Below are 23,985 nucleotides of genomic sequence, written 5' to 3' on the forward strand. Positions count from 1 at the left end.
TTTGTATGGGTAAAAATATTCTGTTCGTTACCGTCTTTGATGGTGATATTTTCTTCTAAAATATTTCATTGATAATTTCTATTAAGCTCATAAGTATTAACTATTATACATTTTTACTGGATGTGGATATTTTTGTCTGGCAAAAATATGCCACCAATAACGTATTGTTCAGTTATGCACTAATATGTTTTAAATGAGTTTCTATAAGGATTATAACAATGAAAAAATTACTACTCTCCGCTTTGATTTTAGCGAGTGCAAGTGCAAGTGCAGCAGATCTTTCAATTAAGATGACAGATCTTAACTCTGGTATGGTGGCTGGGACGATATCAGCTGAACAAACAAAATATGGTGTAGTCTTTACACCACACTTGGAAGGCTTACCAGCAGGGTTACATGGTTTTCATGTTCATACAAATCCATCATGTGGTACGACTGAAAAAATGGGTAAGACTATTTTAGGTGGGGCTGCAGGTGGACATTATGATCCTATGAAAACGGGCAAGCATGGCTTCTCGTGGACGGATGACAATCATTTAGGAGATCTACCACCTCTTTATGTTAATAATAAAGGTGATGCTGTTCAGCCTGTACTAGCACCGCGATTAAAATTATCAGATTTGAAAGGGCGCTCATTAATGATTCACACTGGAGGTGATAATCATTCAGATCACCCTCTGCCGCTTGGTGGTGGTGGTGCACGTATGGTATGTGGTGTGATAAAATAATACACGATAACGTTTGAAGAAAGCGCTGATGATTCAGCGCTTTTTTATTGGCGTTATAAAAGGAGTTAAATTTAAAGCATTTAACTGTCTGTATTATATTTAGGTTTTGTTAGGTTATTAGAATGAACATACATCGACTTGTACGCCAAATAGTATTTTACTCATTAGCCGCTATTGTTTTTTATAGTGCTTTAGAAGCGGCAAAATTTGTGTATTTATTGGGTTCAAGTAAAGTACTCTATCCTATTTCGATTTTTGGGTTTTCTTTGTTTTACAGTACGTTATTGTTGTTAGTGTCATACTCTTTAGGGCAGAAATTTCTTTTTGAAGCAACACGGACTAATCAGCTGTTTACAATAAAAAGACAGTCATATCAAACTCTTGTTATGGTGAGCCTGTTTGCAGGGTTAAGTGCCATTAATGTGATTGTTTTATCAAGCTTTTCTTCAGGAACATTAATCTCATCAAATGTATATAATTTGTGCACTTTGTCTCTACAATATGGTGCACCTGTAGCCTTAGTGACATTTATTATATTGTTTATTGCGATGATAATTAATAACAATATAGCGGTTAGATTACAGCATCATTAGTTAATGGTTGAATATTAAATACAGTAATATATTACGAATAAAAAATAGTCAGTAAGTCGTATTAACAAAACTATTAAGCAGAATATAGCAAGATTAATATTCCATTAAGGGATATTGGGGTATGATGAGCCCAAATAGCTAATTTTGATTTGTAAGGTAAAAATATGCGTTATTCATGGGCGATAGTTGGTCTGTTTGCACTTTTATCTGGATGTAGTTCGTCAGTGTTAACATCCACATCTTCTGCAACAGCGGCAGCAAAAGAAACCGCAACGCAAGCAGCCAAGCCTCTCACACTTAACCAGCAATTTATTCAACACGGTTATAACGATGGTTGTAAAGATGCAATGAATAATCAATGGCAACCCTCTAAAATGATCCTTGATGATATGAAAGGGGTTGAGAAAATGAAATATGTTGAAGGTTGGAAGCAAGGTTATCAACGCTGTGTTAATGGACTAGGCCCAGTAGTGATTAACGACACAATGCCGATTTCACAGCAGAATAAGAAGTAATTGAAACTAACACCTTTAGGTTTGAAGGGCAGTGTTCCTCATAACGTAAAGGTGTTTTTAGTTGTAAAAGTTATGTTTCTTTGCGTAATTTTACTGGCTTAGGAATATAACGCTTTAATTCATCAATTTTACGGTTTTTAGAAAAGAACATTTCAATTTCAATCATAATGCCTAGATTTGCGTGGTAATTATAATCTCGTGGAAATTCAAGTTGTGGACGTGCCGCGAGATAAAGCCAGTGCTTATACACACGTCGTTTCCATTCAGCCGATACCCAATAGTTAGTGATTTCTTTCATTTCATCGGTATCTGCACTTATTCCCATAGAATACTCAAATAAATCCCTTTCTGTTGCTCGCTGATAAACATTAAATTGTTGTACTAATTCCCACTTATCATCTTCTTGTAAATATTGTGCGCTGGTTGTGGTTCTAAAAATTTTTTTGTGATCTGGGGTTAGGGCATAAAATCCGCTTAATTGAGTGAGAGAACCAAAACCTTTTGAATCATAATAGAATAATTCTTGTTCTAATTGGGTTGTCCAGTTGTCACTGATATTATCAACACGTGTAAGGCGCGTTTTGACAAAAGGATCGATGGGAAATTTGAGCTTAATACCAATATCAAAATCAGAGCTCCAGTTACCAAATTGTGCATCTTGAAGTCTAAAACCACCGACAGTATCCCCATTCTGAGTTTTACTTCCAGAGGCTATACCACGTTGCTTACTTTCTAGACTGTCATAATCGCTAGGTTCTGAATCTAGAATCAATTTCCAATCTCGCTTTACATGTGGTAAATCGAGCTTAAAGTAAACTTTAAAATCATTTTCTAATTTACCTCGATACGAATATATTGATCGCTGGCGAATACGGAGATAACTACGGTTGGTTAGTTCTGCTTCATCTTCATCTTTCGTTAAGCTTTGATCTATATATTCCCCAACATTGTGTACAGAATCAGTCATTGATTGCTGAGAGTTGTCAATCCATTGTTTCATTGTATTGCTGTCGTTGCTGTCGTTGCTGTCGTTGCTGTCGTTAGACTGCGTAGTTGTTGTCTGTGGTAATGTTCTGGTTTCTGTTTGAGGATTCTCTAAGGATTTATGATCAAGAGAATCTGCATTAACCGTTGCTGTATAAAAAAAGCACAATGATAATGGAAAAGAGAGATAAGACTGAATAGTGTGATTGAGAGTCTTCAAAAGAGTGTCATATCCTTACTTTTATGTCGTGTAAATTTCATTTTTATGTCGTATAGGACAACTATACTGATTAAGAAATTAGCTATAAATACATATAGTGTAGAGTAATATTCTATATTTATTTTGTTAAGTGATATGATTAAAAGTGTATGTTTATTGTTTGTTTTTGATAGATTAATATAATAAATGCGATCCAGCAATTGCTTTTAATCGATCGTTTATTACTATTATTAGTGTGGTTTTTCTGGAGGTATATATGGATAGTTCTGAATTTAAAAGAATCAAACAAGAGGTGTCAGGGAAAGTTAATGACATTTTTGATGACTTTGAAGAATCGAATAACCGTTTACCTACAATGGAAGAACTTCGCGTTATTGTCACTGATACAACAGATCATTATTTAGGTCCGATGGATCAAAATGTTATTGACGGTATTAACGCCAATTTAGAACGACAGCGTATACGAGAAAAATTATTATGGGATACCGTTGCAGAATGTGAGTCTGAAGCTAGGAAATCCAGAGATTATGATGGCTAATCATGTACTTACGCTTAAAGTATTTGGTGTTTTTTTATGCCGCGATAAAATTGAAAACTCTGTTTTCAACACTATTTCTTAACTATCACCCTGCTAGAGGCTATAAATAGCATATTATTGCTAATTGAATGGATTATTAAAGAGGTTTAAGGATGACTGGAATGGTAAATATATTTGAAATTCGATGCGGTAGTGGTCATGCAATTGGTGTGCTAGAACTGAATAATGCGTCATCATTAAATGCATTAACACTGACAATGCTTAGAACGATTCAACAGCAATTATTGCATTGGCAACATGATGAAAATATTGTGAGTGTGTTGATTCAAGCTGTTGGTGAAAAAGCATTTTGTTCTGGTGCTGATATTCGAGCGCTTTATTATGCTATTGAAAACGATCCCGCTTTGGCTGCTGTAGAGCAAGTGGCGATGCCAACAGTTGATGATTATATTCATCGCGCTAACAATGAAAATAGCTATTTAGCTAAGCCGTTTTTGGTTGATTATTTTACAGTTGAATATAGCTGTGATTATCTGATCCATAGTTACCCTAAACCGATTATTGCTTGGGGTAATGGGTTAGTGATGGGGGGAGGGTTAGGGCTCTTTATTGGTGCTAGCCATCGCGTTGTCACACCGTCAGCGTCGTTAGCAATGCCTGAAATAAATATTGGTTTATATCCTGATGTGGGTGCAACGTGGTTTTTAAATCAGCTTCCTGCTGGAATAGGCCTATTTTTAGGTCTAACAGGGGCTGATGTTAATGCAAGTGATGCGCTTGATTTAGCAATGGCAGATCACCTTATTGTTGATAAAGATCGCGAGCGTTTGATTAAACTGTTGAAGCATTATCCGTGGCAAAATGTAGCAGAAAATCAAATTTCAGTGGTAATAACAGAAATGCTAACTGAGATTGCGACAGATTCAGAACGTCAGCGGCCATCAAGTCAAATGATCCCTTATTTTCCACAAATTCAAGCGGCGTGTGTGGCACCAACGCTTGAGATTGTTTACCAACAAATTAATGCTATTGACGGGTTGGGATGTTGGCTTGAAAAAGCAAAACAAACCCTTGCCAATGGAAGCCCATTATCAGCTCACATCTGTTTTCAGCAAATGCAACAATACCAACAAGCAAGCTTAGCTGAATGCTTTAAGATGGAATTATCTCTGTCTGTTCGATGTGGGTTAGTGGGAGAGTTTAAAGAAGGTGTAAGAGCGCGACTCATTGATAAAGATGCTCAGCCACAGTGGTTATATAAGACTATTTCTACCGTTGATAGTCGTTTAGTTGATAGTTTATTTACGCCGTTATGGCAGCAACAAGCAAATCCATTAACTGATTTAATATGACTACTCGAATAATGAAACAGTTTTGTGATTTATCCATTTTTTCGAGTTGTTAATGTTAATCAGTGTTTTTTGAAATATGTATAAATTAGGTTTAGGAGCGAATTAACGTGGACATTGAGAATAGTGTTATTGTCATAACTGGAGCAGGTCAAGGGCTTGGGCAAATGATGGCAGTGACGCTTGCACAGATGGGAGCACAGCTCGCTTTAATTGATGTCAATACAGTAGGGCTAAGACAAACACAAGATCAATGTCATATGCTTAATAGCATGGCGCGAATTTATGAAGCGGATGTGACGAGTGAAGATCAGGTAGAAGAGGCTTTTACTCATATCATGGAAGATTTTGAGCATATTGATATTCTAATTAATAATGCTGGTATCCTGGATGATGGTTTATTGGTACATAAAGATCAAACGGGCATAAGTAAAATGTCATTAGATCAATTCCAAACGGTAATGAATGTTAACGTTACGGGTACTTTTTTGTGTGGCAGAGAAGCGGCTAAATGGATGATTGAAAATGAAACCAAAGGCGTGATTATCAATATTTCTAGTGCAGCTCGTGCAGGAAATATCGGTCAAACAAACTATGCTGCATCAAAAGCGGCAGTAACGACGATGGCTGTCGGTTGGGCGCGTGAGCTTGGACAATATGGCATTCGAGTTGCTGCAATTGCACCGGGTTTGATTGATACGCCAATGGCTGCACAAATTAATGATGACATGATTGAGCGTATGTTGGCGATGGTTCCGCTAGCACGTATTGGTGAGCCAACAGAAATCGCCCATTCGGTGAGATTTATTATCGAAAATGATTATTTCACCGGCAGGGTACTTGAGATTGACGGTGGATTACGGTTGTAATCACAGTCTACTCAAAAGTGGTTGTATAGTGCTACTAATGCTAAAACGCCACCAACAACAAACATGATCATTGATAGACCAAATGCGAATTTTGCCATATACGGCATTAGTTTTTCCATTGGGAAGTCCAAATAACGATGAAAGAATATATTCTACCTCAATTTATGGATTAATTAGCATTAATATTAAGGTATGGCTGTATTTTTGACATAAAAAAAGATCGTCATATGACGATCTTTTTTATGCCTTTCGGCAATATTTGTTTATAAGTTACCTTGTAAACAGATATTAGAATGCTTTTGGTGCGTAACCTGTAACAGCTTTAATACCCATGCTACGACCAAGAGCCGTCATTGGGTGAACAACAACAAGGTCTTTTACTGATTTTTTCAGTTTACCCATGTCTGCTTGTTCTGCTTTAGTTAACACGCGATTAAAAGCAAGAGATTTTACATCTTTACTTTTGCCACTTACTTCTGTTGACTTACGGTGTTTAACGTTTTGCGCTTTTTTGTTAAGGCTAAGAAGCTCATCTTTAAACTGCTTGATGATAACTTTATCATCACGTTGAATAGCAGCAGCAAGTTTACGCTGGCACTTGTCCATACGATTGTTAAGATTTTGAAGCTCTTGGTTTAAATTCATTTCATTACCTTTGTATTAACACTCGCAATACACTAAATCGTAGTGTTTACGATGAATTAGGTATTGAGTTGCCGCTAGTATACATTATATTTTTGATAACTGGATCGCTATCCAGCAACTATTTTTGCTCAAAATTGCATTTTTATGGAGATATGTGCCTCTTTCTCTATTTAGATATATCGATGCCATTCATTGTTATCAACAAATTTGGCTAAAAACGATGGCGATGAATCGCTCTGATAACATTTATCACTAATATTTGATTATTAATTTAATACATGAGTTTTTAGAAGGAACAAAAATGACAAATTATTGTGTCATTGTTACTACATTTTCAGATGATGAAAATGGTCAAACAATCATTAATGCTCTACTTGAACAGCGCCTCGCGGCATGCATTCAAGTTATGCCGATTAAAAGTTATTACCATTGGAAACAGAAGATTAACTGCGATCAAGAGCAACAAATAATTATTAAGACGAAAATGAATCTGTTTGAGCAGGTACAAGCAGTAATAGTAAAACACCACCTTTATGAAACGCCTGAAATTATCCAACTACCGATAATAAAGGGTTCAGTAGACTACTTATCATGGATAGATCAGACCTGTGTGTGATTTTATATGATTGAAAATATAACGGATATATTTTGATTTATAGAGAGCGATTAGGTACAAAGGAAACAAGGTATTTTGAAAAAGAAACTAATTTATGCATTTAAATAATTAGTATCTTTCTGGAAGATATAATAGTTTTAATACAAGGATGTTAACGATAGTGCACTGTGAGGACGCTGTTGTTAGGGAATATTTGTCATCATCGGTTTGATGATCTATGGCTACATTTAAGACCGATGACAATACATGGAAGTAATTATTAATGGTAAATCAAGCGTTAGAAACAAATGCAGAATCTGAATTACGTGTGCGTTATAACGATATTACACGCGGTGTTTATTTTATTGGTACAACGCCTCCAAAAACCAATACGCCTTTAGATGAAGTTGAAGGTATTGCAGATCGTTTAGTGAACCGTATTAAAGATCTCGCTATTGATGGTTTAATTGTGTATGACATTCAAGATGAAGTTTCACGGACCCAAAAACCGCGTCCATTTCCATTCAAGTCGACTCATGATCCTCGCTATTATTCATCGTTACTTAATAAGAAAACTGGGCGTCCAGTGATTACTTATAAAAGTGTTGTACAATCAGAAACCGAGGCTTTTGATGAGTGGCTAAATGAAGCGTGGCAAGAATATCAAGTACGAGACATTGTCTTGGTTGGAAGTCCATCAGCGAAAAATGAAGTATCGTTGCCGTTATCTACGGCATATCAAGCATTGGCCGAGCATCAAAATAACTTTTTTACTGGCGGCATTATGATTGCTGAACGTCATGCTAAAAAAGGCAATGAACACGCACGTTTAATTGAAAAATATCAACAAGGGTGTAATTTCTTTATTTCTCAGGCTATTTATGACACTCAGGCAACAATTGATATTTTGACTCGTTATGCGATTGAATGTAAGCAAGATGGCATTAAACCTCAGCGTATTTTATTAACGTTTTCACCATGTGGTAGCGCTAAGACACTAGAGTTTATTGAATGGTTAGGTGTGAGTGTGCCTGAGGCAACCAGTTTACGTATTTTAAATGCGACAAATCCATTACATGAATCGATTAAAATGTGCTGCAATAGCCTTAATCAAATTTTAGATGCAGTGGTTGAATATGATTTACCATTGGGGCTTAATATTGAAAGTTTAACCAATCGTAAAGAAGAAATTGATGGGTCTATTTTATTGTATAAATTACTTCGCGCATCAATGGACAGTCATTTAGCTAAACATGAGTTTCGAACATTACAAGCTAAAGCGAATGCATCAATTGCATTGATTTAGTTATAGTAAAGGCAGGAAAGTTAGCCCATACCGATTTACCATGGTATGGGCTGTTTTTTGTACGCTGAGATGATGGTACTGATGGCTTACATTAGACCTAAGATCGACCACCAAATAATGCCTGAAGTCATAAATATTACGGCACCACCACCAGAGATTATCAAGCCAATTTTCATCCACTGTTTATCATTATGATATTGATAACCCATCAATAATGGATTGCGCGCATGACTATAGGTTGTAAGGTTACAACCTATATTTGTAATTCCCGCTACGGCTAAAATTGAGATTAAAGGACTAACACCTAAAGCCATTAATGAGCCAATAATCACCGGACCTAAAGCAACAACCTTTGCAGTACCTGATGCAAAGAAGTAGGCGGTTACAAGGTAGAAAATCATCATGACAATTAAAATGACAGTGGAGCTAGCATGGCCCATATATTGGCTAATTAAATCAGAAACACCATGGCCGACCCAAGCAGTAAAACCGAGTTTTTTTAGCTGACTCGCCATTCCCATTAACACTGCAAACCAAATTAGCGTATCCCATGCGCCTTTTTCTGATTTGACATCATTCCAATTTAAAACACCTAAGATTAATAAGGCAGATAAACCGATAAATGCTGATGTGGTTGAGTGCAAATGTAAGGATTGTCCACCGACCCACATAATAATTAATGCAATAAAGACCGCGATTAATTTCCATTCAGCAATACTAACTGGGCCTAAATGCAGTAAAGCTTGTTTTGCATAAGCAGGAGCTTGTGGCGTTTTTTTTGTTTCTGGGTTAATAAATTTAAACAGAATAAAGGGGATCGTTAATAGTAAAATTACAGCTGGTAGTAATAAATACAGTGCCCAGTGGCTAAAGGTCATATTAATGCCAGCAACTGAAGCGGCTATCCCGACTAAAGCAAGGTTCCCCGCAAATCCTGTTTGAAAACCTACTGCTGATGCGTCGTTCATGGCGCTCACTGAAGAAATAAGGTATTGACCCAGCTTGTGATCATCTTTGTTGATGACTTTAGCTAGTGAGTCTGCAATAGGGGAGATAATGGCTGAACGGGCAGTATTACTTGGTGTTGCTGGGGCAATAAGAAAATCGGCTACGCCCAAACAGTAAGCTATGCGTAAAGATGATTGTCCAAACCAACTAAGCAAGATAAGGGCAATGCGTTTACCTAAGCCTGTTTTAGCAAAGGCACGAGCAATCATAAAGGCAATGACAATTAACCAAATCAAGACATTATTAAAGTTGCTGGTTGCTGCCATAATTGCCGCTTTAGCTGAGGTTTCGCCACCAGCATGAAGGACGGCATAAGCTGAAACAGCAATAACGGCAACGGCACCTGTTGGTAAGACATTAGCAACGATAGCGACAATGGTTGCAATAAAAATAATAGCGGTATGAAAGGCGGCAATATTTAGTTCGGACGGTATATCGATAAAGTGCCAGCTGAGAGTACTGAGCAATACAATGATTATTGATGGAATTATTTTGATGGCAAAGAAAGGTTCTGGCGGTAAGGATTCTTTAACGGCAGTTGTAGTCATGATCTTCTAGTTATGTTGTTGTGTATCCCTATATGGTATATGTGATTTTAATAATTCCTACTTAATATGTTATTTGCATTAATATTAATGAGAAAAGACAGGTTTTTAATCTTAAATAGGTTGTTTTTTATGCAATAAGTACATTGGCTATTATCTATGAAGTATAACGAAAAACGCCACCTTATTAAGTATAAGGTGGCGCTAGATAACAAACAAAACTAGGTAGTCATGCCATTTTGTTTATCGCTATCTTTATTGCTGCTGTTATATTTTACTGGTAAATGTACGAGTAATTACGTCTTGCTGTTGTTCACGTGTTAAAGAATTAAAACGTACGGCATAACCTGATACACGAATAGTTAGCTGAGGGTATTTCTCTGGGTGTTCAACTGCATCTAATAATGTGTCGCGGTTTAATACGTTCACGTTTAGGTGTTGGCCACCTTCAATACCGTCTGTTGTGCCTGCTGCTTCGTGGTGGAAGTAACCATCCATTAATGCTGCAAGGTTTTGCTTTTGTGTATTTTCATCTTTACCTAATGCATTTGGTACGATAGAGAAAGTATAAGAAATACCATCTTTCGCATAAGCAAATGGCAGTTTTGATACTGAGGTTAATGAAGCAACTGCGCCATTTTCATCACGCCCATGCATTGGGTTCGCACCTGGACCAAATGGCATACCAGCACGACGACCATCAGGTGTATTACCTGTTTTCTTACCGTATACAACATTAGAGGTAATGGTTAGGATTGATTGTGTTGGAATGGCTTCACGATACATATGCATCGTTTGAATTTTCTTCATGAAACGTTCAACGAGATCACAAGCAATGTCATCTACACGTGCGTCGTTATTACCAAATTTAGGGTAATCGCCTTCAATATCAAAATCGATAGCGACGCCATTTTCATCACGAATCGGTGTTACTTTGGCAAACTTAATAGCAGCTAACGAATCGGCGACAACAGAAAGGCCTGCAATACCACAAGCCATAGTACGGCGAACATCGCGATCCATTAATGCCATCAGTGACGCTTCATAGCTATAGCGATCATGTGAGTAATGGATAATATTAAGTGCGGTGACATATTGAGTTGCTAACCAATCTAGCATGGCATCATAACGAGGCATTAGCGTATCAAAATTAAGCACTTCATCCGTGATTTTAGCAACCTGAGGGCCTACTTGTTGTTGTGATTTCTCATCAACACCACCATTGATGGTATACAGTAATGCTTTAGCAAGGTTGGCACGCGCACCAAAGAACTGCATGTGTTTACCTACAATTTGTGGGCTTACACAACATGCGATAGCGTAATCATCGTTGTTGAAATCAGGGCGCATTAGATCATCGTTTTCGTATTGAACAGACGATGTTTCAATGGAGACTTTAGCTGCATATTGCTTAAAGGCGATAGGCAGTTGCTCAGACCAAAGGATAGTCATGTTTGGCTCAGGAGCAGGGCCCATTGTATGTAAAGTATGTAGGTAACGGAATGTGGTCTTAGTGACTAATGTACGACCATCAACACCCATACCGGCCATTGCTTCTGTTGCCCAAATGGGGTCGCCAGAGAATAATGAATCGTACTCTGGTGTACGTAGGAAACGCACCATTCGTAGTTTCATTATGAAATGGTCAATCATTTCTTGTGCTTGCTGCTCAGTGATTAAACCGTTAGCGATATCACGCTCAACAAAGACATCAATAAATGTTGATGTACGGCCAAGCGACATTGCTGCGCCATTTTGTGATTTAACAGCAGCAAGATAACCAAAGTAGGTAAATTGGATGGCTTCTTGAGCTGTTTTAGCAGGCAAAGACATATCAATGCCGTATGTAAGCCCCATTGTGCGAATATCTTCTAGTGCTTGAACTTGATCGGCAAGTTCTTCACGTAGACGCATGGTTTTTTCTAAATCTTGGCCTTGTTCAAGGAAAGATTGAGTTGAGTTATATTGCTCTAATTTATCGGCTTTAAGGAAATCAATACCGTATAGTGCTAAGCGGCGGTAATCACCAATAATACGGCCACGACCATACGCATCAGGTAAACCTGTGATAATACCAGAACGACGACAAGCTATAATTTCTTTGGTGTATAAATCAAAACAGGCTTTGTTATGTGTTTTACGGTAATCAGTAAAGATTTTTTCAACCATTGGGTCTAATTCACGACCGTAAACTTCACATGAACTTTTCACCATGCGAATACCGCCATTGGCGATAATTGCACGTTTCAGCGGTTTATCTGTTTGCAGGCCGACAATTGTTTCAAGATCTTGGTTAATATAGCCAGCACCATGAGAGGTAACGGTTGAAGGTAAGTCTGTATCAAAGTCAACCGGTGCGTGAGTGCTGCTTTCTCGCTTGATGCCTTCCATTACATCATTCCACAACGTAGTGGTTGTCTCGGTTACTTCGGCTAAGAAAGATTCATCACCTTCATATGGCGTATAGTTAGTTTGAATAAAGTCACGTGTATTAACGCTAGTTTGCCATTCGCCTTTACTAAAACCACGCCATGCATCAAGCATGTCAGTTGTTGGGATTGTCATACTACTTACCTCTATAATGAAAATTTGAATGCGAGTGAGCAATGTTGTTTATTGCTCTCTTTTTATTTAGTGCAATTTATTCAATGTAATAAATGTTGATTGAGGTACTGGTTATTACTTTCAATATTAATAGGTTGGTTTTTATTGTTGCAGTTATCTTGAACCATATTTGGGTGTGATATGCTGCTTTTAACCTTGAAATAATAGTATGACTAATAACTATATGAGTAAAATGAATGGTTTTCATTTTACATATGATTTTTATGCATAAATTGTCTGGTCAAATTATTATAAGTGCTTTGTAGCGGAGAAAAGTTATGATGTAGAGCCAGTTATATTATAGGTAAGACTGTGTTGTAGGGATCAGTGAACCATAAAATCGTCACTCATAATTAAATAACGATTTTATAGTAATAACCGTAAGTTAATGTTCTATTTATGCAATAGCTCTGGATAGTTTACGTAATCTAAATACCATCCATAGTGTAAGTAAAGCACTGCAAGTCGGCAATGCAAGCCAAACCCCTGTCACTCCCACTGTATATGCAAGTACAAATATAATAATTGAAATCAGAATGAGCTTTCCTCCTGTTAATAGGGAGGCTTCTTTGGGCATATTGACTGCCTGAAAGTAGGTCGCACCTATGAGTAATATCCCTTCAAAAGGAAGTCCCCAAAAATAAAGCGACATACCTTTAACTGCTTCAGGTTGAAGGAGTGGGTTATTGCCTGCAAACATATATACCACGGTATCTGGAATGCTATATAAAATAATAACGCCAATTGCAGCGATTAATAAGGTAATGGTAAATGCAAGGTTTCGAATTTTAATAACGCGATCTTTCAGGCCCGCACCAGTATTAAAGCTGACAATGGGTTGAGTCCCTAAAGCTATGCCTTCAAAAATCAAATAAAAGAATGCTTCTGTGTAGCTAACTATGCTGTAGGCGGCGACATGAATGGGTTTGCCAACCAATAAAAAGGCTTTGCTGTGCAGTATCAATACCACAGATAGGTACAGATACATTAATAAACTGGATGTACCTAATTTCAGTATTTGAAATACAGTATCCCATTTTATTTTAAGGTTATCCCAGTCAATGCGTAATTCTGTTTTGTCAGTGAAAAAATGGTGCAAGCATAAAATACAAGTAACGGCTTGCGATAGCATAGTAGCAATAGCGGCGCCGGTTAATCCCCAAGGAATAACGACAATAAACAACCAATCGAGAACGATATTTAATACACCACCTAATATCATGATTAGCGTTACGTGATTAGGTTGACCATCGTTACGCAATAATGCCGAAAAAGCCATTGAAACAATAGCAAACCCACCCATGATGAAATACCAAAATAGATACTCTGTTGCCATTGTTAAAATATGATTTTTAGCCCCAATCCAAACAAGAATATCTTGTCCAAATAGTAGACCTAACGAGCAAAAAATAAGACTAGCAACAATACAAAGTGTTAGTGCATTACCAACAATATAACGTGCCTGTTGAGTATTATCTTCTCCCATTTTAATCGAGACTAATGCTGATGCTCCCATACCAATCATGGCACCAATAGCATAAAGAATAGAGCCAATAGGGTAGCCTAGCATGATTGCCGCAAGGCCATCTTCTCCTATGAAATGCCCCACAAACATTCCATCAACGGCAACATAGATACCTGTGATAAGCATAGCCGCGATGGTCGGTAAGGTATAGCGCCAAAAAAGACGGAAAATTGAATCATCACGTAAAGATAAGGGTGAGGGTGTTGATATTGTCATTGGACAGCTTCCATGTGAACCGCAGATTTGAATGTAAAAAATTGTGGGTATTGTCTGTGGCTTGATGGGGTTAGTCAATCTAAGTAACTGTATTTATGCGTCGGGATCACGTGGTTTTGATGATCTTATCTGTTATAGCAAAACCCAAAGGAGAGCCGTAACTCTGCCTTTGGATTTAATATAAAAAGGCTTAACGGTTTGGTGTTTTTGACACCGGTTTGTTCTGCAATGGCTTGTTGTCTTTTGTAAACCATTTTAATATTTTTTGTTTTCGGCAATACAGCAGCAACGCACAAATGAACAAATAAATCGATGGTTCAATAAGACCAGATTTCACTGACCAATAATAATGAATTGGGCTTAATATTAAAGCCAGATATACCCAATTATGCAGCTGTTGCCAATGCTTGCCTAAACGACGTTGCATTGATTGTGTTGATGTGAGTGTTAATAGTAATAAGATAATCCAGCTAATGGCACCAATGGCAAGATAAGGGCGCTCTATTATCTCGCTGCCTAATAAAGACCAGTCAAAATTTAGATCTAGAGCAAGGTAGGCACTAAGATGAAGTGCCGCCCAAAAGAAGCTGTATACACCTAATAATCGTCTTAGACGAATCAAACCTCCTTGTTTATAGTACTTTGCTAGTGGTGACAGTAATAGTGTCAATATCAATGTATTTAATGCTGCTTTACCTGTGAAATGTTCAATACCCTTAATCGGATCAGCACCAAACCCACCGTTGAACGTGTTATAAATTAACAATGCAACAAAGAATAATGTCACCATATGGATGATAACTTTTAGCATTAGAATGCGAGAAGGGGTCAGACGGTACTTTTGAACATAGTCAGTGAGCATTAATAGTTCCTTTTTAAATCCATACCTTTATATAATCCAGCCACTTCTTCAGCATAGCCGTTAAACATTAATGTGGGTTGGCGGCGACTGCTAAAGACATTACCTGCGCCGATAAACCGTTCGCTTGCTTGACTCCAGCGAGGGTGATCAACGTTAGGATTAACGTTAGCATAAAAACCATATTCGCTCGGTGCTAAACGGTTCCAAGTCGTTGGTGGTTGTTTATCAGTAAGATGGATACGCACAATCGATTTAATACTTTTAAAGCCATACTTCCATGGTACAACAAGCCGCAAGGGAGCCCCATTTTGTGGAGCGAGCGTTTTGCCATATAATCCCACCGAGATCATGGTCAGTGGATGCATGGCTTCATCAATTCGTAAACCTTCCACATAAGGGTATTCAATGCCGCCACCAAGACGAGATGATGCTTGTCCCGGCATTTGTTTTGGATCATATAACGTTTCAAAAGCAACATATTTTGCTTGTTGCTGTGGATCGGCTTTTTTAATGATGTCGCGTAAGCTAAAGCCTATCCACGGAATATTCATTGACCATGCTTCAACACAGCGGAAGCGATATATACGATCTTCTAAGGTAAATTTATTAAACAAGTCATCATAGTCGAGAGTAAATGGATTATTTACCATTCCATCAATAGTGACTTTCCAAGGATCTGTAATAAATTTTTCAGCGCGCACTGCTGGTGATGATTTATCCGTACCAAACTCATAAAAATTATTATAATGAAGAATTTTATCTTCTGGTGTTAGCGACAATGCTGTATCTGATAATGATGAAGATGTTCCTGTTAACTGTCGACGATGATCAATTGTCGGCTCTTCTGAAGATGAGATAAAATCAAATAAACCAGCGTGGGCATTGGTTGATAGTGGCAATCCAACCGCTGCAATCCCCAGTTTTTTTAAAATAGATCGCCGTTGATGATAGACATCTTCTGGCGTAACTTGGCTTTCTGTTAATGCCCAGCGAGGGCGAACTTTAATTTGCATAAGCGACCTACTGATAATATTAAAAATGATAATTATTGTCATTTGAGTAGACCGTAACCACATGACAAAAATTTCAAAAACAGTTAATTTTTATTATTGGTTTCAAAAATAGTAAATAAAAACAAGCAAATAAAAAGGAATACTCATGAGTGAAATCAATGGTTTTAATGCTGACCTTGAATTACAACATATTTATTTGGAAGTCTATTCCGAGCGGTATAGTCATTTACGCACGTTTTTAGAGTCATATTATTGCTATCAACATGGGTTGGTCACAAAGCAAGGTAAACCTGATTGGATACAGATTTTTAATATTGGTAAGCGAACAGTTGCTGCTAATCATATTAAGGAACGAAAATTGCTTGTAAGAGAGATGATGATGCCGTTATCGGTGATCACTGGGCATTTAAAAACCTTAGTACGTGATGATGAAGCAACAATTGAAAATATTAAGTCAATTATTGATGAACATCTTGAATATGTCATTATGACACGAGAAGAACATACCACTTTAGTAAAAGCCGGATTAAAAGAGACGATGCCAGCAGGGTATTTTCAAGCCTCACATAGTCATTATTGTTACATAAATGCTCGTTTTGATGTGGTTGGAATCACATTATTGACGTAGTAGTAAGGCTAATCGTGCTGGTTAGTTGAATCAGTGAAGCGGTCGGTATAATGTGGCTTACATGTGTACGCTGAAAATAAGGTGAACAAGGATGAGACCTCAACAGCAAAAACCCCCCATTATTTGGTTAAATGTAACGTTATTTACACTCACATTTGTTATCGCCATTGTTGGTGTGCCTGCGTATCTCTATTTTAATAATCTCGATCTGACGCTTGTTGTGATGACTATTATGGCCTTTTGTTGTTGTGGTATGTCAATTACAGCGGGTTATCATCGTTTATGGGCACATCAAAGTTATCAAGCCAATCGTTTTTTGCGAGTAATGTTTGCCCTTGGTGGTGCATTTGCATTGCAAAATAGTATTCTACATTGGTGTTCTGATCATCGAGCTCATCACCGCTATGTTGATAATAATAGTAAAGATCCATATTCAGCTAAAAAAGGGTTCTTTTATAGCCATATTGGTTGGATGTTAAGACAGTATCAAGCAAGTCGTTATCGCGACTACTCAAATTGCATTGATTTACAACAAGATCCTATAGTGGTTTGGCAACACAAATATTACTTATTATTAGCCGCAATAATGAATATTGGAGTTCCTGTCGCAATAGGATTGTTGCTGGGTGATTTATGGGGCGCTTTACTGTTTGTTGGTGTTCTACGGTTGGTATTAAGTCATCATACGACATTTTTTATTAATTCATTGGCCCATAAATGGGGGGCTCAGCCTTATACCGATAGAAATAGTGCGCGTGATAATGGCATCATTGCATGGTTAACATTTGGTGAGGGCTATCATAATTATCATCATATTTTTGAAAATGATTACCGCAACGGTATTTGCTGGTGGCAGTTTGATCCAACAAAATGGTTGATCAAGAGTTGTTCATGGTTTGGGTGGACAACAAACTTAAAAGTCACTCCTGCAGATAGGATAGAAAAAACGCGGACTAAAATGGAATTTATGCGGTTACAGAACAAATTGAAATCATTACCAAATAACAGTGCGCGTTTGCAACAATTACAATTTGAATATGAATCCTTAATGAGTAAAATTTCTGATTATTACCAAGTAAATAAACGCTTAATAGATTTGAAACAAAAGAAAATATCGAACAATTATGAAAACTTTGAATTTATGCAACAGTATGAGTTGATTAGGCAGAAATTAAACCAACAACGACGAGATTGGAAGTATTTACTCCAGCAATATACTATTTAAAAATAATGATTGAGCTGTTAGGTCTTACCAAGATTTAACAGCTCTTTTTTATGAGAGGTTATAATCAAATAACGCTATCATGCTGTTCATTAGCTTGTTGTGAGCAATATTATTGTCGATTTACTGTTATCTATAAACTAGTAGATTAAAATAATATCAAGTAGTATGGCAGTAAAGCTTAAAAACACATGTAATAATTAAATATAGTTATTGTATGTATAATTACTTACAGCGTTTTACATCCATGATTGAATGTTTGTAAGATCTTAACCGGAGATATTGTCGTGTACCGCGCATTACTTTTGTCACTCACATGTTTAGCTTCATCCGCAGCGCATGCAATTGAATATAAGCTACCGACCAATGGTAGTAATATCGTTGGTACAGCAGAATATTACGAAGTAAAGCAAGGGGATAGCCTTGCTGATATTGCAAATAAGTATAACGTGGGCTTTCTTGGAATGATGGCCGCTAACAAAGGTGTAGATCCTTTTTTACCACAGCCAGGGAAGTTATTACAAATACCAACGCAAGTTATATTGCCGGATGTTGCGCACAAAGGCATCGTGGTCAATCTTGCTGAACTACGTCTTTACTATTTTCCGAAAGATGACGCTTCAATTGTATACGTTTTCCCGATTGGTATTGGTCGTGTTGGCCGTGAAACACCAAGTATGACAACATCCATTAGTGAAAAAGTAAAAAATCCAACATGGACACCGCCAGCTTCAATCCGTAAAGAACATGCAGCAAAAGGGGATATTCTTCCTGCTGTTGTCCCTGCTGGGCCTGATAACCCATTGGGTGATTATAAAATGCGATTGGCTTACGGCCATGGCGAATACCTTATCCATGGTACTAATAAAGACTTTGGTATCGGTATGCGCGTTAGTGGTGGCTGTATTCGTATGAACCCATGGGATGTGGAGTGGCTGTTCCCACATGTTGCCCTTGGTACTCAAGTCCAAATTATTAACCAACCTGTAAAAACATCACGAGATCCAGACGGTGAGTTAATTGTTGAGGTTCATTCCCCACTGTCAAAGAGTGAGGAGCAGATGGGGGTGAAGAAAAACCTTGATGCTCCAGATGTCTTATTGAAAGATGTAGAAGGCGATACTCAAGCTACTAAACGACTATATTCAGAACTGGATAAACAATCAGGTCTTCCTGTTATTTTAAAATCATAGTCCGTTAGTCGTTATCCTATAAACGAGATAGTATTATCTCGTTTTTTTTGCGTATTATTTGGATAATAAAAGTGTGACCATCACATTAATAATGAATTAACTTTATATTATTGATGGCTGTATTTGATTTGTTATTTGAAACAATATGGAAAGGATTTAGTAAGGCTATTTATAATAACAACTCAAAATACGTATAAATAAAAAGAGACGACATAAGCCATCTCTTTAGATATTTTGTAGCTAAGTATTGGATTACTTAGTGTATGAACCAGCGATGTGGTCGATACGCTTATTAGCACGCATTGCTTCTTGGTATGCTGCGTCAGATGCGGCACGAGAATCATTTACTGCGCCTACGATTTGGTCTTGTTGACCTTGTAGCGCACTAACTTGCTCAGATAGTGTGTCAACTTTGTTAGTTAGTTGCTGCATTTGACTTACTTCATCAGAGCTAGAACAACCTACAAGAGAAGCACTTAGTAAAACACCAGCTAAGATAGATACAGTACGTTTCATTTTTATATAATCTCCATATTGATTTAGCCACTACAACTGTTGAATAAAGTTTGAGTTGGCAAATTCATTATGGCATAACTTATTATAATTGCTCATTAATTTTTTTCAGCAAAGAAAAAAAAATCCGATATCGCTCGCGTTTTTGAATAAAAAAAGTACATATTTAACCGCTTTTTTGCATTTATATTTATATTGGATTGAGCGTAACTCCGCTTAATATAAGGAGTTACAAGTAATTTCTCGTTTTTAATAACGCCTAAAGTCAGGGAAATGTAAAATTTTGCCAATACTCAAATAAATAACATAAGAGATTAAAAAGCGAGCAAAAAAGCAGTGGTAAAAATGAGTATTCCTAATATTATACAAATTTAAAATAGGTCATTAAGTGCTCAATATAATAAATATGGAATATGTTGACTATAATTGTTTATGTTGACGCTTTCTTTGATCACTTATTCTTTGGTTACCGATGATGTTATTACCGGAATGGTTGCGATTAATTGAGTTGGGCTTGCCATATGGGGAAGTTTTTTAATTAATTCGCCAGAAGGTTTTAAAAAATAAAAATAAGAATTGTGATCTATAACGTATTTTATTGCAGAGTCTTTTAATTCGTTTTTAATATAGAGTACGCCGTATGTATCAGCTAATGATTTAATTTGTGCTTCGGTTCCTGTTGCTCCCGTAATTGAAGCATCAAAATAAGCCGCATATTGGGCTGTTTTATCGGGTGTGTCACGTATTGGATCAAGGCTAATAAAAATAGGCCATAATTTATCGCGCTGTTGTTGAGGTATTGCCTTTAAAGCCGCTGACAATACGGCTAGTGAGGTTGGACAGATATCTGGACATTGTGTATAGCCAAAATAGACTAAACGAATACGCCTATCTTCAGGAGCGAATAAGTCAATGACTTCAGTCCCTGATTCTAAATAATTCATTGGATAGTAAGGTTCACGAGCAACCTCTGGATCGTTGCTGTCCATCATGTAGCTGGCAAACAATCCTGCAACTAAAGCCAAAGCAAGAACTAACCATTGGTATTTCATCCATTCATCCTTAAATGTTTCTTGATAATCTATGTAGAACAAATGGATTATGAATAGAGATGTTTATAAAAGGTAGGTGCAGAGTAATTTTTTGTGATGTGGCGGCATGGTTAAGAGATTAAAGAATAAAAAAGTAGCCAGAAGGCTACTCTTTAATAATGTTTTTTAAAAGGGACTAACGATTAGTCGTTACGCTCAGCGTATTTTTCAAGTCCCCATACCACAGCAAGACCTAAGATCATTGCAGCGATAGCGTATCCAAGCAATGCTGGATGGCCTGTGGCAGTTTCATAATTAAACGGTGATAAATTATGCTCAAGTAGTGGTACTTGTTCACCATGTGAATTTGTACGCCATGTTAAGACTTCTTTCCAAGGCCAAATCTTACCTAAGGTACCGATCATTAAGCCAGTAAGTAGCGTTAGAGCAAGATCTCGATAATTACGCAGTATCCACGACAAGACATGAGAGAATGTCAATAGACCTGCAACACAGCCAACAGCAAATAAACCAAGTGTGAAGATATCTACTGATTTTGCAGCTGCAAGAATAGGAGCATACATACCAAGTAACAGTAAAATGAAACTACCAGAGATACCAGGTAAGATCATTGCACAGATAGCGATAGCACCCGCAATAAAGATATTTAATGGCGTCGGATCCATCGCTACGGGGTGTAGCACAGTAATACCATAGGCAAATGCAATACCAAGGATAATAGCTATAAAACTACCAAGACTCCATTTTTCGACTTGTTTAAGCATATGGATGACTGAAATGATAATTAAACCAAAGAAAAATGACCATAATGGAATTGGATGAGTATTAAGCATCCAAGTGATCACTTTTGCTAAAGTAAAGATACTTGTTAAAATGCCACCAAATAAGCAGATTAAGAAGGTGCCATTGATGTGTTCAAATGCAGCTTTAATGCCGCCATTGCGGATTACTCTAATTAAGCTTGGATTGATACGTCGAATACTTTCAAGCAGCGTATCGTAAATGCCGGTGATGAATGCGATAGTACCGCCTGACACACCTGGGACAACATCTGCCGTACCCATCGCTATGCCTTTTAAAAAGGTTGATATTTTACTCATTGGATTCCGTAACTGTGATAGCTGAATAATTTAGGTCGAACATTATACAGCGAACTACTAAAAACCACTATCAAATCATAAATATAGTATTTTTCTATCTATAAAAAAAGAAATATACAGCTAGTGGATATTATTGAATTTATTATGATGGCACAGCATATTAATTGCAGTGTCGTTTTTATGTCAATTTAACCATTGAGCTAACAACGCCTTGAAATAAAACTTTATACAACAGAAATTATAATGATACGAAGGTGGTTCTTAACATTGATTCAGCTAAGAGCGTAAATTTCTGACATGGCTGCGGTTCAAAAGTTATCGTGAATGGAGATGCGGCAATAATAGCCAATAGTTTTTCTTCTGCTTGATCTTTAAGAGCGAGACGTTGCTCAGTATTAAAATAATTTAATATCGGGGATATTAAGCTGCTATCTATTTGTTGTAGCGAATAATAGCATTGATTAATGGCGATATTATTAGCAATTAAGGTAACTGCTGTAATTGAAAGAATACGATCTGTTTGTTTATGTGTCGCTATTAGGCGGTCCCAGTGCGCTGCTGCTAAAATCCCCATCGCTACATATTCAGGTCGTTGATACTGTTTAAGCAATAGTCGTTCATAGTCATCCCGTATATTGTTGTGATTGATATCTGCCAGCATATTGTCGTTTGTTGATAGGATGTCATAAGGGCGAGGAACTTGACTGCTACTTACATTTTTCAATGCCAGAATTTCTAAAGAATGATACTCATTTAATGGCAATTCAACTGTATGTTGTGTTACTGGATTTGGTGATAGTTTAACTACTGGTTTGATAGAAGCGGCCAGTGTTGATTCTGTTACTAGGCTTATAGCTGCATAAAAAATAAAAGACAGAGCGTAAATTAAGTGCATATAAATGATAACAATACAACGAATATTAGTTTAACTGTATGATTTAGAAGAATAAGTATCAAGTTTATTACTATGATTTGCGATGGTGAATAAATAATAATATCGCAAACAATGTTAACTAAGTAATAATAATGTATGTTCGGTCGCAATTTTAAGTACAATAAAAATTAATCTAATGAATGAGTTTCTATATGTTTTTTAACATTCAGGTGAGAGTTGTTCAGCTAATATTTAGTATTAATAATTATACTATTATTACAGAAACAAAGAGTTAATACCTCGATTACCCATAAGAAATCGAGGGTACTTATTAATTATAATAAGTTACGCTGTAACTGAATGTGTGGTGTAATATGGACAAACATATTTTTGAATTATTACTAACCGTTGGTGCAATAACATTGGCTATTGGTATCTTCATGCTCATTGTTATTCATTAGTTTTTGAAGCCGTTATAAGTTTATCCATACTTATAGCGGTTTTTCTCCCGTCATAAAAAATAAAACCCCCAATCTTATTATTCACGATTAAATGTGGATACATAGCCATTTTTGCGGCTTATTTGTTATAGGAATAACTGTTAAGTGTTATTTTTGTAGCATTAAGCCCTGAAATATTCCTTTTTGTAATAAACTAACGTTATCGTTATTAAGTGTTTTATCAATGGATTTATTGACTATAATTATTTAATAACAATTACTTAGATTTTTTTGCGATAGGTTGTCTCATGTCACCATAAATGGAATCTTTTACTCCATATATACAAGTTGATATTTAGGTGAGAAAATACGGTCAGAGACTATATCGAGATGTTTTGTGAATATTATAAGTGAGGATAATATGATATTTGGGTTGATTATATTGTTATCCATTGTTGCAGGCATACTGTCCGGTGAGCATTTTCATTCGTTTATGGCTGGGTTTGGTATTGCTGCTATTGCAATTGGAACGGCATATTGGTTAGCTTTTCGTGCGACCCGTTTTCCACAATTAGCTTTACTGATGTTGCTTGTAGCAATGATGGCAAAATTAGCCATTACTGTGATAGGAGTGATATGGGTTGTTAAAGCGAATTTACTCAGTTCACCATTTGTATTTTCGTTATCTTATTTATTCTTCTCGATAGTGGTGAGTTATGGCTATTTCAAATTGCGAGAATATCAAATGACTGTAGCAGAAAAACGTAATACTGTGGTTTTTACCACGCCAATAAAACGTACTGCAGCATTAATAACTCCACCGACGACAACATCGCAAATTTAATCAT

Annotated in this window: 24 protein-coding genes; 12 read left to right on the plus strand and 12 right to left on the minus strand. The window is 36.8% G+C overall.

The window, feature by feature from the left end:
- Positions 1-218 precede the first annotated feature (218 nt).
- The 3 genes from sodC (at position 219) to VXS03_RS08935 (ending at position 1,836) form a co-directional block, all read left to right on the plus strand.
- Complete coding sequence (gene sodC / locus VXS03_RS08925; RefSeq protein WP_327763306.1) at positions 219-728, plus strand: superoxide dismutase [Cu-Zn] SodC; 510 nt, start codon at positions 219-221, stop codon at positions 726-728.
- A 122-nt stretch (positions 729-850) separates the two neighbouring features.
- Positions 851-1,321 (plus strand): hypothetical protein, encoded by a 471-nt coding sequence (locus VXS03_RS08930; protein WP_327763307.1) that lies wholly within the window; start codon positions 851-853, stop codon positions 1,319-1,321.
- A gap of 164 nt (positions 1,322-1,485) precedes the next feature.
- The gene (locus VXS03_RS08935) at positions 1,486-1,836 is read left to right on the plus strand and encodes a hypothetical protein (RefSeq protein ID WP_327763309.1); all 351 of its coding nucleotides are present in this window, start codon (positions 1,486-1,488) and stop codon (positions 1,834-1,836) included.
- Positions 1,837-1,906: 70 nt separating this feature from the next.
- On the opposite strand, the gene VXS03_RS08940 is transcribed toward VXS03_RS08935, so the two are convergent.
- Positions 1,907-3,040 carry a hypothetical protein gene (locus VXS03_RS08940; protein WP_327763311.1) on the minus strand — a complete coding sequence of 378 codons (1,134 nt, stop codon included), beginning with the start codon at positions 3,038-3,040 and terminating at the stop codon, positions 1,907-1,909.
- Positions 3,041-3,296: 256 nt separating this feature from the next.
- Between VXS03_RS08940 and VXS03_RS08945 the strand changes: the two genes are divergently transcribed.
- From VXS03_RS08945 to VXS03_RS08955, 3 genes are all read left to right on the plus strand, one after another.
- Positions 3,297-3,578, plus strand: a complete 282-nt coding sequence (locus VXS03_RS08945) for a hypothetical protein (protein ID WP_327763313.1) — start codon at positions 3,297-3,299, stop codon at positions 3,576-3,578.
- 152 nt (positions 3,579-3,730) lie between these two features.
- Positions 3,731-4,930: an enoyl-CoA hydratase/isomerase family protein gene (locus VXS03_RS08950; RefSeq protein WP_327763315.1), complete on the plus strand. Its 1,200-nt coding sequence runs from the start codon at positions 3,731-3,733 to the stop codon at positions 4,928-4,930.
- 107 nt (positions 4,931-5,037) lie between these two features.
- The gene (locus VXS03_RS08955; protein ID WP_327763316.1) at positions 5,038-5,796 is read left to right on the plus strand and encodes an SDR family oxidoreductase; all 759 of its coding nucleotides are present in this window, start codon (positions 5,038-5,040) and stop codon (positions 5,794-5,796) included.
- Between the two features lie 11 nt (positions 5,797-5,807).
- Here the strand turns inward: VXS03_RS08955 and VXS03_RS08960 are convergent, their stop codons facing one another.
- Together VXS03_RS08960 and VXS03_RS08965 are read right to left on the minus strand one after the other, a co-directional pair.
- Positions 5,808-5,915 carry a hypothetical protein gene (locus tag VXS03_RS08960; protein WP_045036908.1) on the minus strand — a complete coding sequence of 36 codons (108 nt, stop codon included), beginning with the start codon at positions 5,913-5,915 and terminating at the stop codon, positions 5,808-5,810.
- A 169-nt stretch (positions 5,916-6,084) separates the two neighbouring features.
- Complete coding sequence (locus VXS03_RS08965; protein WP_080156023.1) at positions 6,085-6,441, minus strand: YibL family ribosome-associated protein; 357 nt, start codon at positions 6,439-6,441, stop codon at positions 6,085-6,087.
- A 301-nt stretch (positions 6,442-6,742) separates the two neighbouring features.
- Between VXS03_RS08965 and cutA the strand changes: the two genes are divergently transcribed.
- A complete protein-coding gene (cutA, locus tag VXS03_RS08970; protein WP_327763319.1) occupies positions 6,743-7,057 on the plus strand; it encodes a divalent-cation tolerance protein CutA in 315 nt (104 codons plus the stop codon).
- 262 nt (positions 7,058-7,319) lie between these two features.
- The gene (locus tag VXS03_RS08975) at positions 7,320-8,342 is read left to right on the plus strand and encodes a methylenetetrahydrofolate reductase (protein WP_327763320.1); all 1,023 of its coding nucleotides are present in this window, start codon (positions 7,320-7,322) and stop codon (positions 8,340-8,342) included.
- 86 nt (positions 8,343-8,428) lie between these two features.
- Here the strand turns inward: VXS03_RS08975 and VXS03_RS08980 are convergent, their stop codons facing one another.
- From VXS03_RS08980 to msrP, 5 genes are all read right to left on the minus strand, one after another.
- Positions 8,429-9,898 (minus strand): DASS family sodium-coupled anion symporter, encoded by a 1,470-nt coding sequence (locus VXS03_RS08980; protein ID WP_327763321.1) that lies wholly within the window; start codon positions 9,896-9,898, stop codon positions 8,429-8,431.
- Between the two features lie 264 nt (positions 9,899-10,162).
- Positions 10,163-12,460: a formate C-acetyltransferase gene (gene pflB / locus VXS03_RS08985; protein ID WP_327763322.1), complete on the minus strand. Its 2,298-nt coding sequence runs from the start codon at positions 12,458-12,460 to the stop codon at positions 10,163-10,165.
- A gap of 436 nt (positions 12,461-12,896) precedes the next feature.
- Positions 12,897-14,240 carry an MATE family efflux transporter gene (locus tag VXS03_RS08990; protein ID WP_327763323.1) on the minus strand — a complete coding sequence of 448 codons (1,344 nt, stop codon included), beginning with the start codon at positions 14,238-14,240 and terminating at the stop codon, positions 12,897-12,899.
- A 190-nt stretch (positions 14,241-14,430) separates the two neighbouring features.
- Positions 14,431-15,102 (minus strand): protein-methionine-sulfoxide reductase heme-binding subunit MsrQ, encoded by a 672-nt coding sequence (gene msrQ, locus VXS03_RS08995; RefSeq protein ID WP_327763324.1) that lies wholly within the window; start codon positions 15,100-15,102, stop codon positions 14,431-14,433.
- A complete protein-coding gene (gene msrP, locus VXS03_RS09000) occupies positions 15,102-16,115 on the minus strand; it encodes a protein-methionine-sulfoxide reductase catalytic subunit MsrP (protein ID WP_327763325.1) in 1,014 nt (337 codons plus the stop codon). The genes msrQ and msrP overlap by 1 nt, the downstream gene beginning before the upstream one ends.
- A 145-nt stretch (positions 16,116-16,260) precedes the next feature.
- On the opposite strand from msrP, the gene VXS03_RS09005 reads away from it, so the two are divergent.
- The 3 genes from VXS03_RS09005 to VXS03_RS09015 all read left to right on the plus strand — a co-directional run bounded on the left by VXS03_RS09005 (position 16,261) and on the right by VXS03_RS09015 (position 19,158).
- The gene (locus tag VXS03_RS09005; RefSeq protein WP_327763327.1) at positions 16,261-16,743 is read left to right on the plus strand and encodes a hypothetical protein; all 483 of its coding nucleotides are present in this window, start codon (positions 16,261-16,263) and stop codon (positions 16,741-16,743) included.
- Between the two features lie 91 nt (positions 16,744-16,834).
- Complete coding sequence (locus VXS03_RS09010; protein ID WP_327763329.1) at positions 16,835-17,968, plus strand: acyl-CoA desaturase; 1,134 nt, start codon at positions 16,835-16,837, stop codon at positions 17,966-17,968.
- Between the two features lie 284 nt (positions 17,969-18,252).
- Positions 18,253-19,158, plus strand: coding sequence for a L,D-transpeptidase family protein (locus VXS03_RS09015; protein ID WP_327763330.1), 906 nt, complete (start codon positions 18,253-18,255; stop codon positions 19,156-19,158).
- Positions 19,159-19,410: 252 nt separating this feature from the next.
- On the opposite strand, the gene VXS03_RS09020 is transcribed toward VXS03_RS09015, so the two are convergent.
- The 4 genes from VXS03_RS09020 to VXS03_RS09035 form a co-directional block, all read right to left on the minus strand.
- Positions 19,411-19,674 carry an Lpp/OprI family alanine-zipper lipoprotein gene (locus VXS03_RS09020; protein WP_080156012.1) on the minus strand — a complete coding sequence of 88 codons (264 nt, stop codon included), beginning with the start codon at positions 19,672-19,674 and terminating at the stop codon, positions 19,411-19,413.
- Between the two features lie 452 nt (positions 19,675-20,126).
- The gene (locus tag VXS03_RS09025; protein ID WP_327763331.1) at positions 20,127-20,723 is read right to left on the minus strand and encodes an SCO family protein; all 597 of its coding nucleotides are present in this window, start codon (positions 20,721-20,723) and stop codon (positions 20,127-20,129) included.
- A 182-nt stretch (positions 20,724-20,905) separates the two neighbouring features.
- The gene (locus tag VXS03_RS09030; protein ID WP_327763332.1) at positions 20,906-21,823 is read right to left on the minus strand and encodes a DUF368 domain-containing protein; all 918 of its coding nucleotides are present in this window, start codon (positions 21,821-21,823) and stop codon (positions 20,906-20,908) included.
- 238 nt (positions 21,824-22,061) lie between these two features.
- Positions 22,062-22,718 (minus strand): hypothetical protein, encoded by a 657-nt coding sequence (locus VXS03_RS09035; protein ID WP_327763333.1) that lies wholly within the window; start codon positions 22,716-22,718, stop codon positions 22,062-22,064.
- An 840-nt stretch (positions 22,719-23,558) separates the two neighbouring features.
- Here VXS03_RS09035 and VXS03_RS09040 point away from each other — a divergent pair.
- Positions 23,559-23,981 carry an NADH:ubiquinone oxidoreductase gene (locus VXS03_RS09040; RefSeq protein WP_327763335.1) on the plus strand — a complete coding sequence of 141 codons (423 nt, stop codon included), beginning with the start codon at positions 23,559-23,561 and terminating at the stop codon, positions 23,979-23,981.
- Positions 23,982-23,985 lie beyond the last annotated feature (4 nt).

This window comes from Photobacterium sp. S4TG1 (assembly GCF_036040035.1).
Classification (GTDB): domain Bacteria; phylum Pseudomonadota; class Gammaproteobacteria; order Enterobacterales; family Vibrionaceae; genus Photobacterium.

Coding starts and splice junctions, on each gene's coding strand:
- VXS03_RS09035 (WP_327763333.1), bottom strand. CDS start 22,718: ATGCACTTAATTTACGCTCTGTCTTTTATTTTTTATGCAGCTATAAGC.
- VXS03_RS09005 (WP_327763327.1), top strand. CDS start 16,261: ATGAGTGAAATCAATGGTTTTAATGCTGACCTTGAATTACAACATATT.
- VXS03_RS08950 (WP_327763315.1), top strand. CDS start 3,731: ATGACTGGAATGGTAAATATATTTGAAATTCGATGCGGTAGTGGTCAT.
- pflB (WP_327763322.1), bottom strand. CDS start 12,460: ATGACAATCCCAACAACTGACATGCTTGATGCATGGCGTGGTTTTAGT.
- VXS03_RS08990 (WP_327763323.1), bottom strand. CDS start 14,240: ATGACAATATCAACACCCTCACCCTTATCTTTACGTGATGATTCAATT.
- msrP (WP_327763325.1), bottom strand. CDS start 16,115: ATGCAAATTAAAGTTCGCCCTCGCTGGGCATTAACAGAAAGCCAAGTT.
- VXS03_RS08975 (WP_327763320.1), top strand. CDS start 7,320: ATGGTAAATCAAGCGTTAGAAACAAATGCAGAATCTGAATTACGTGTG.
- VXS03_RS09025 (WP_327763331.1), bottom strand. CDS start 20,723: ATGAAATACCAATGGTTAGTTCTTGCTTTGGCTTTAGTTGCAGGATTG.
- VXS03_RS09020 (WP_080156012.1), bottom strand. CDS start 19,674: ATGAAACGTACTGTATCTATCTTAGCTGGTGTTTTACTAAGTGCTTCT.
- VXS03_RS08960 (WP_045036908.1), bottom strand. CDS start 5,915: ATGGAAAAACTAATGCCGTATATGGCAAAATTCGCATTTGGTCTATCA.
- VXS03_RS08935 (WP_327763309.1), top strand. CDS start 1,486: ATGCGTTATTCATGGGCGATAGTTGGTCTGTTTGCACTTTTATCTGGA.
- VXS03_RS08965 (WP_080156023.1), bottom strand. CDS start 6,441: ATGAATTTAAACCAAGAGCTTCAAAATCTTAACAATCGTATGGACAAG.
- VXS03_RS08945 (WP_327763313.1), top strand. CDS start 3,297: ATGGATAGTTCTGAATTTAAAAGAATCAAACAAGAGGTGTCAGGGAAA.
- msrQ (WP_327763324.1), bottom strand. CDS start 15,102: ATGCTCACTGACTATGTTCAAAAGTACCGTCTGACCCCTTCTCGCATT.
- VXS03_RS09010 (WP_327763329.1), top strand. CDS start 16,835: ATGAGACCTCAACAGCAAAAACCCCCCATTATTTGGTTAAATGTAACG.
- sodC (WP_327763306.1), top strand. CDS start 219: ATGAAAAAATTACTACTCTCCGCTTTGATTTTAGCGAGTGCAAGTGCA.
- cutA (WP_327763319.1), top strand. CDS start 6,743: ATGACAAATTATTGTGTCATTGTTACTACATTTTCAGATGATGAAAAT.
- VXS03_RS09030 (WP_327763332.1), bottom strand. CDS start 21,823: ATGAGTAAAATATCAACCTTTTTAAAAGGCATAGCGATGGGTACGGCA.
- VXS03_RS08930 (WP_327763307.1), top strand. CDS start 851: ATGAACATACATCGACTTGTACGCCAAATAGTATTTTACTCATTAGCC.
- VXS03_RS08980 (WP_327763321.1), bottom strand. CDS start 9,898: ATGACTACAACTGCCGTTAAAGAATCCTTACCGCCAGAACCTTTCTTT.
- VXS03_RS09040 (WP_327763335.1), top strand. CDS start 23,559: ATGATATTTGGGTTGATTATATTGTTATCCATTGTTGCAGGCATACTG.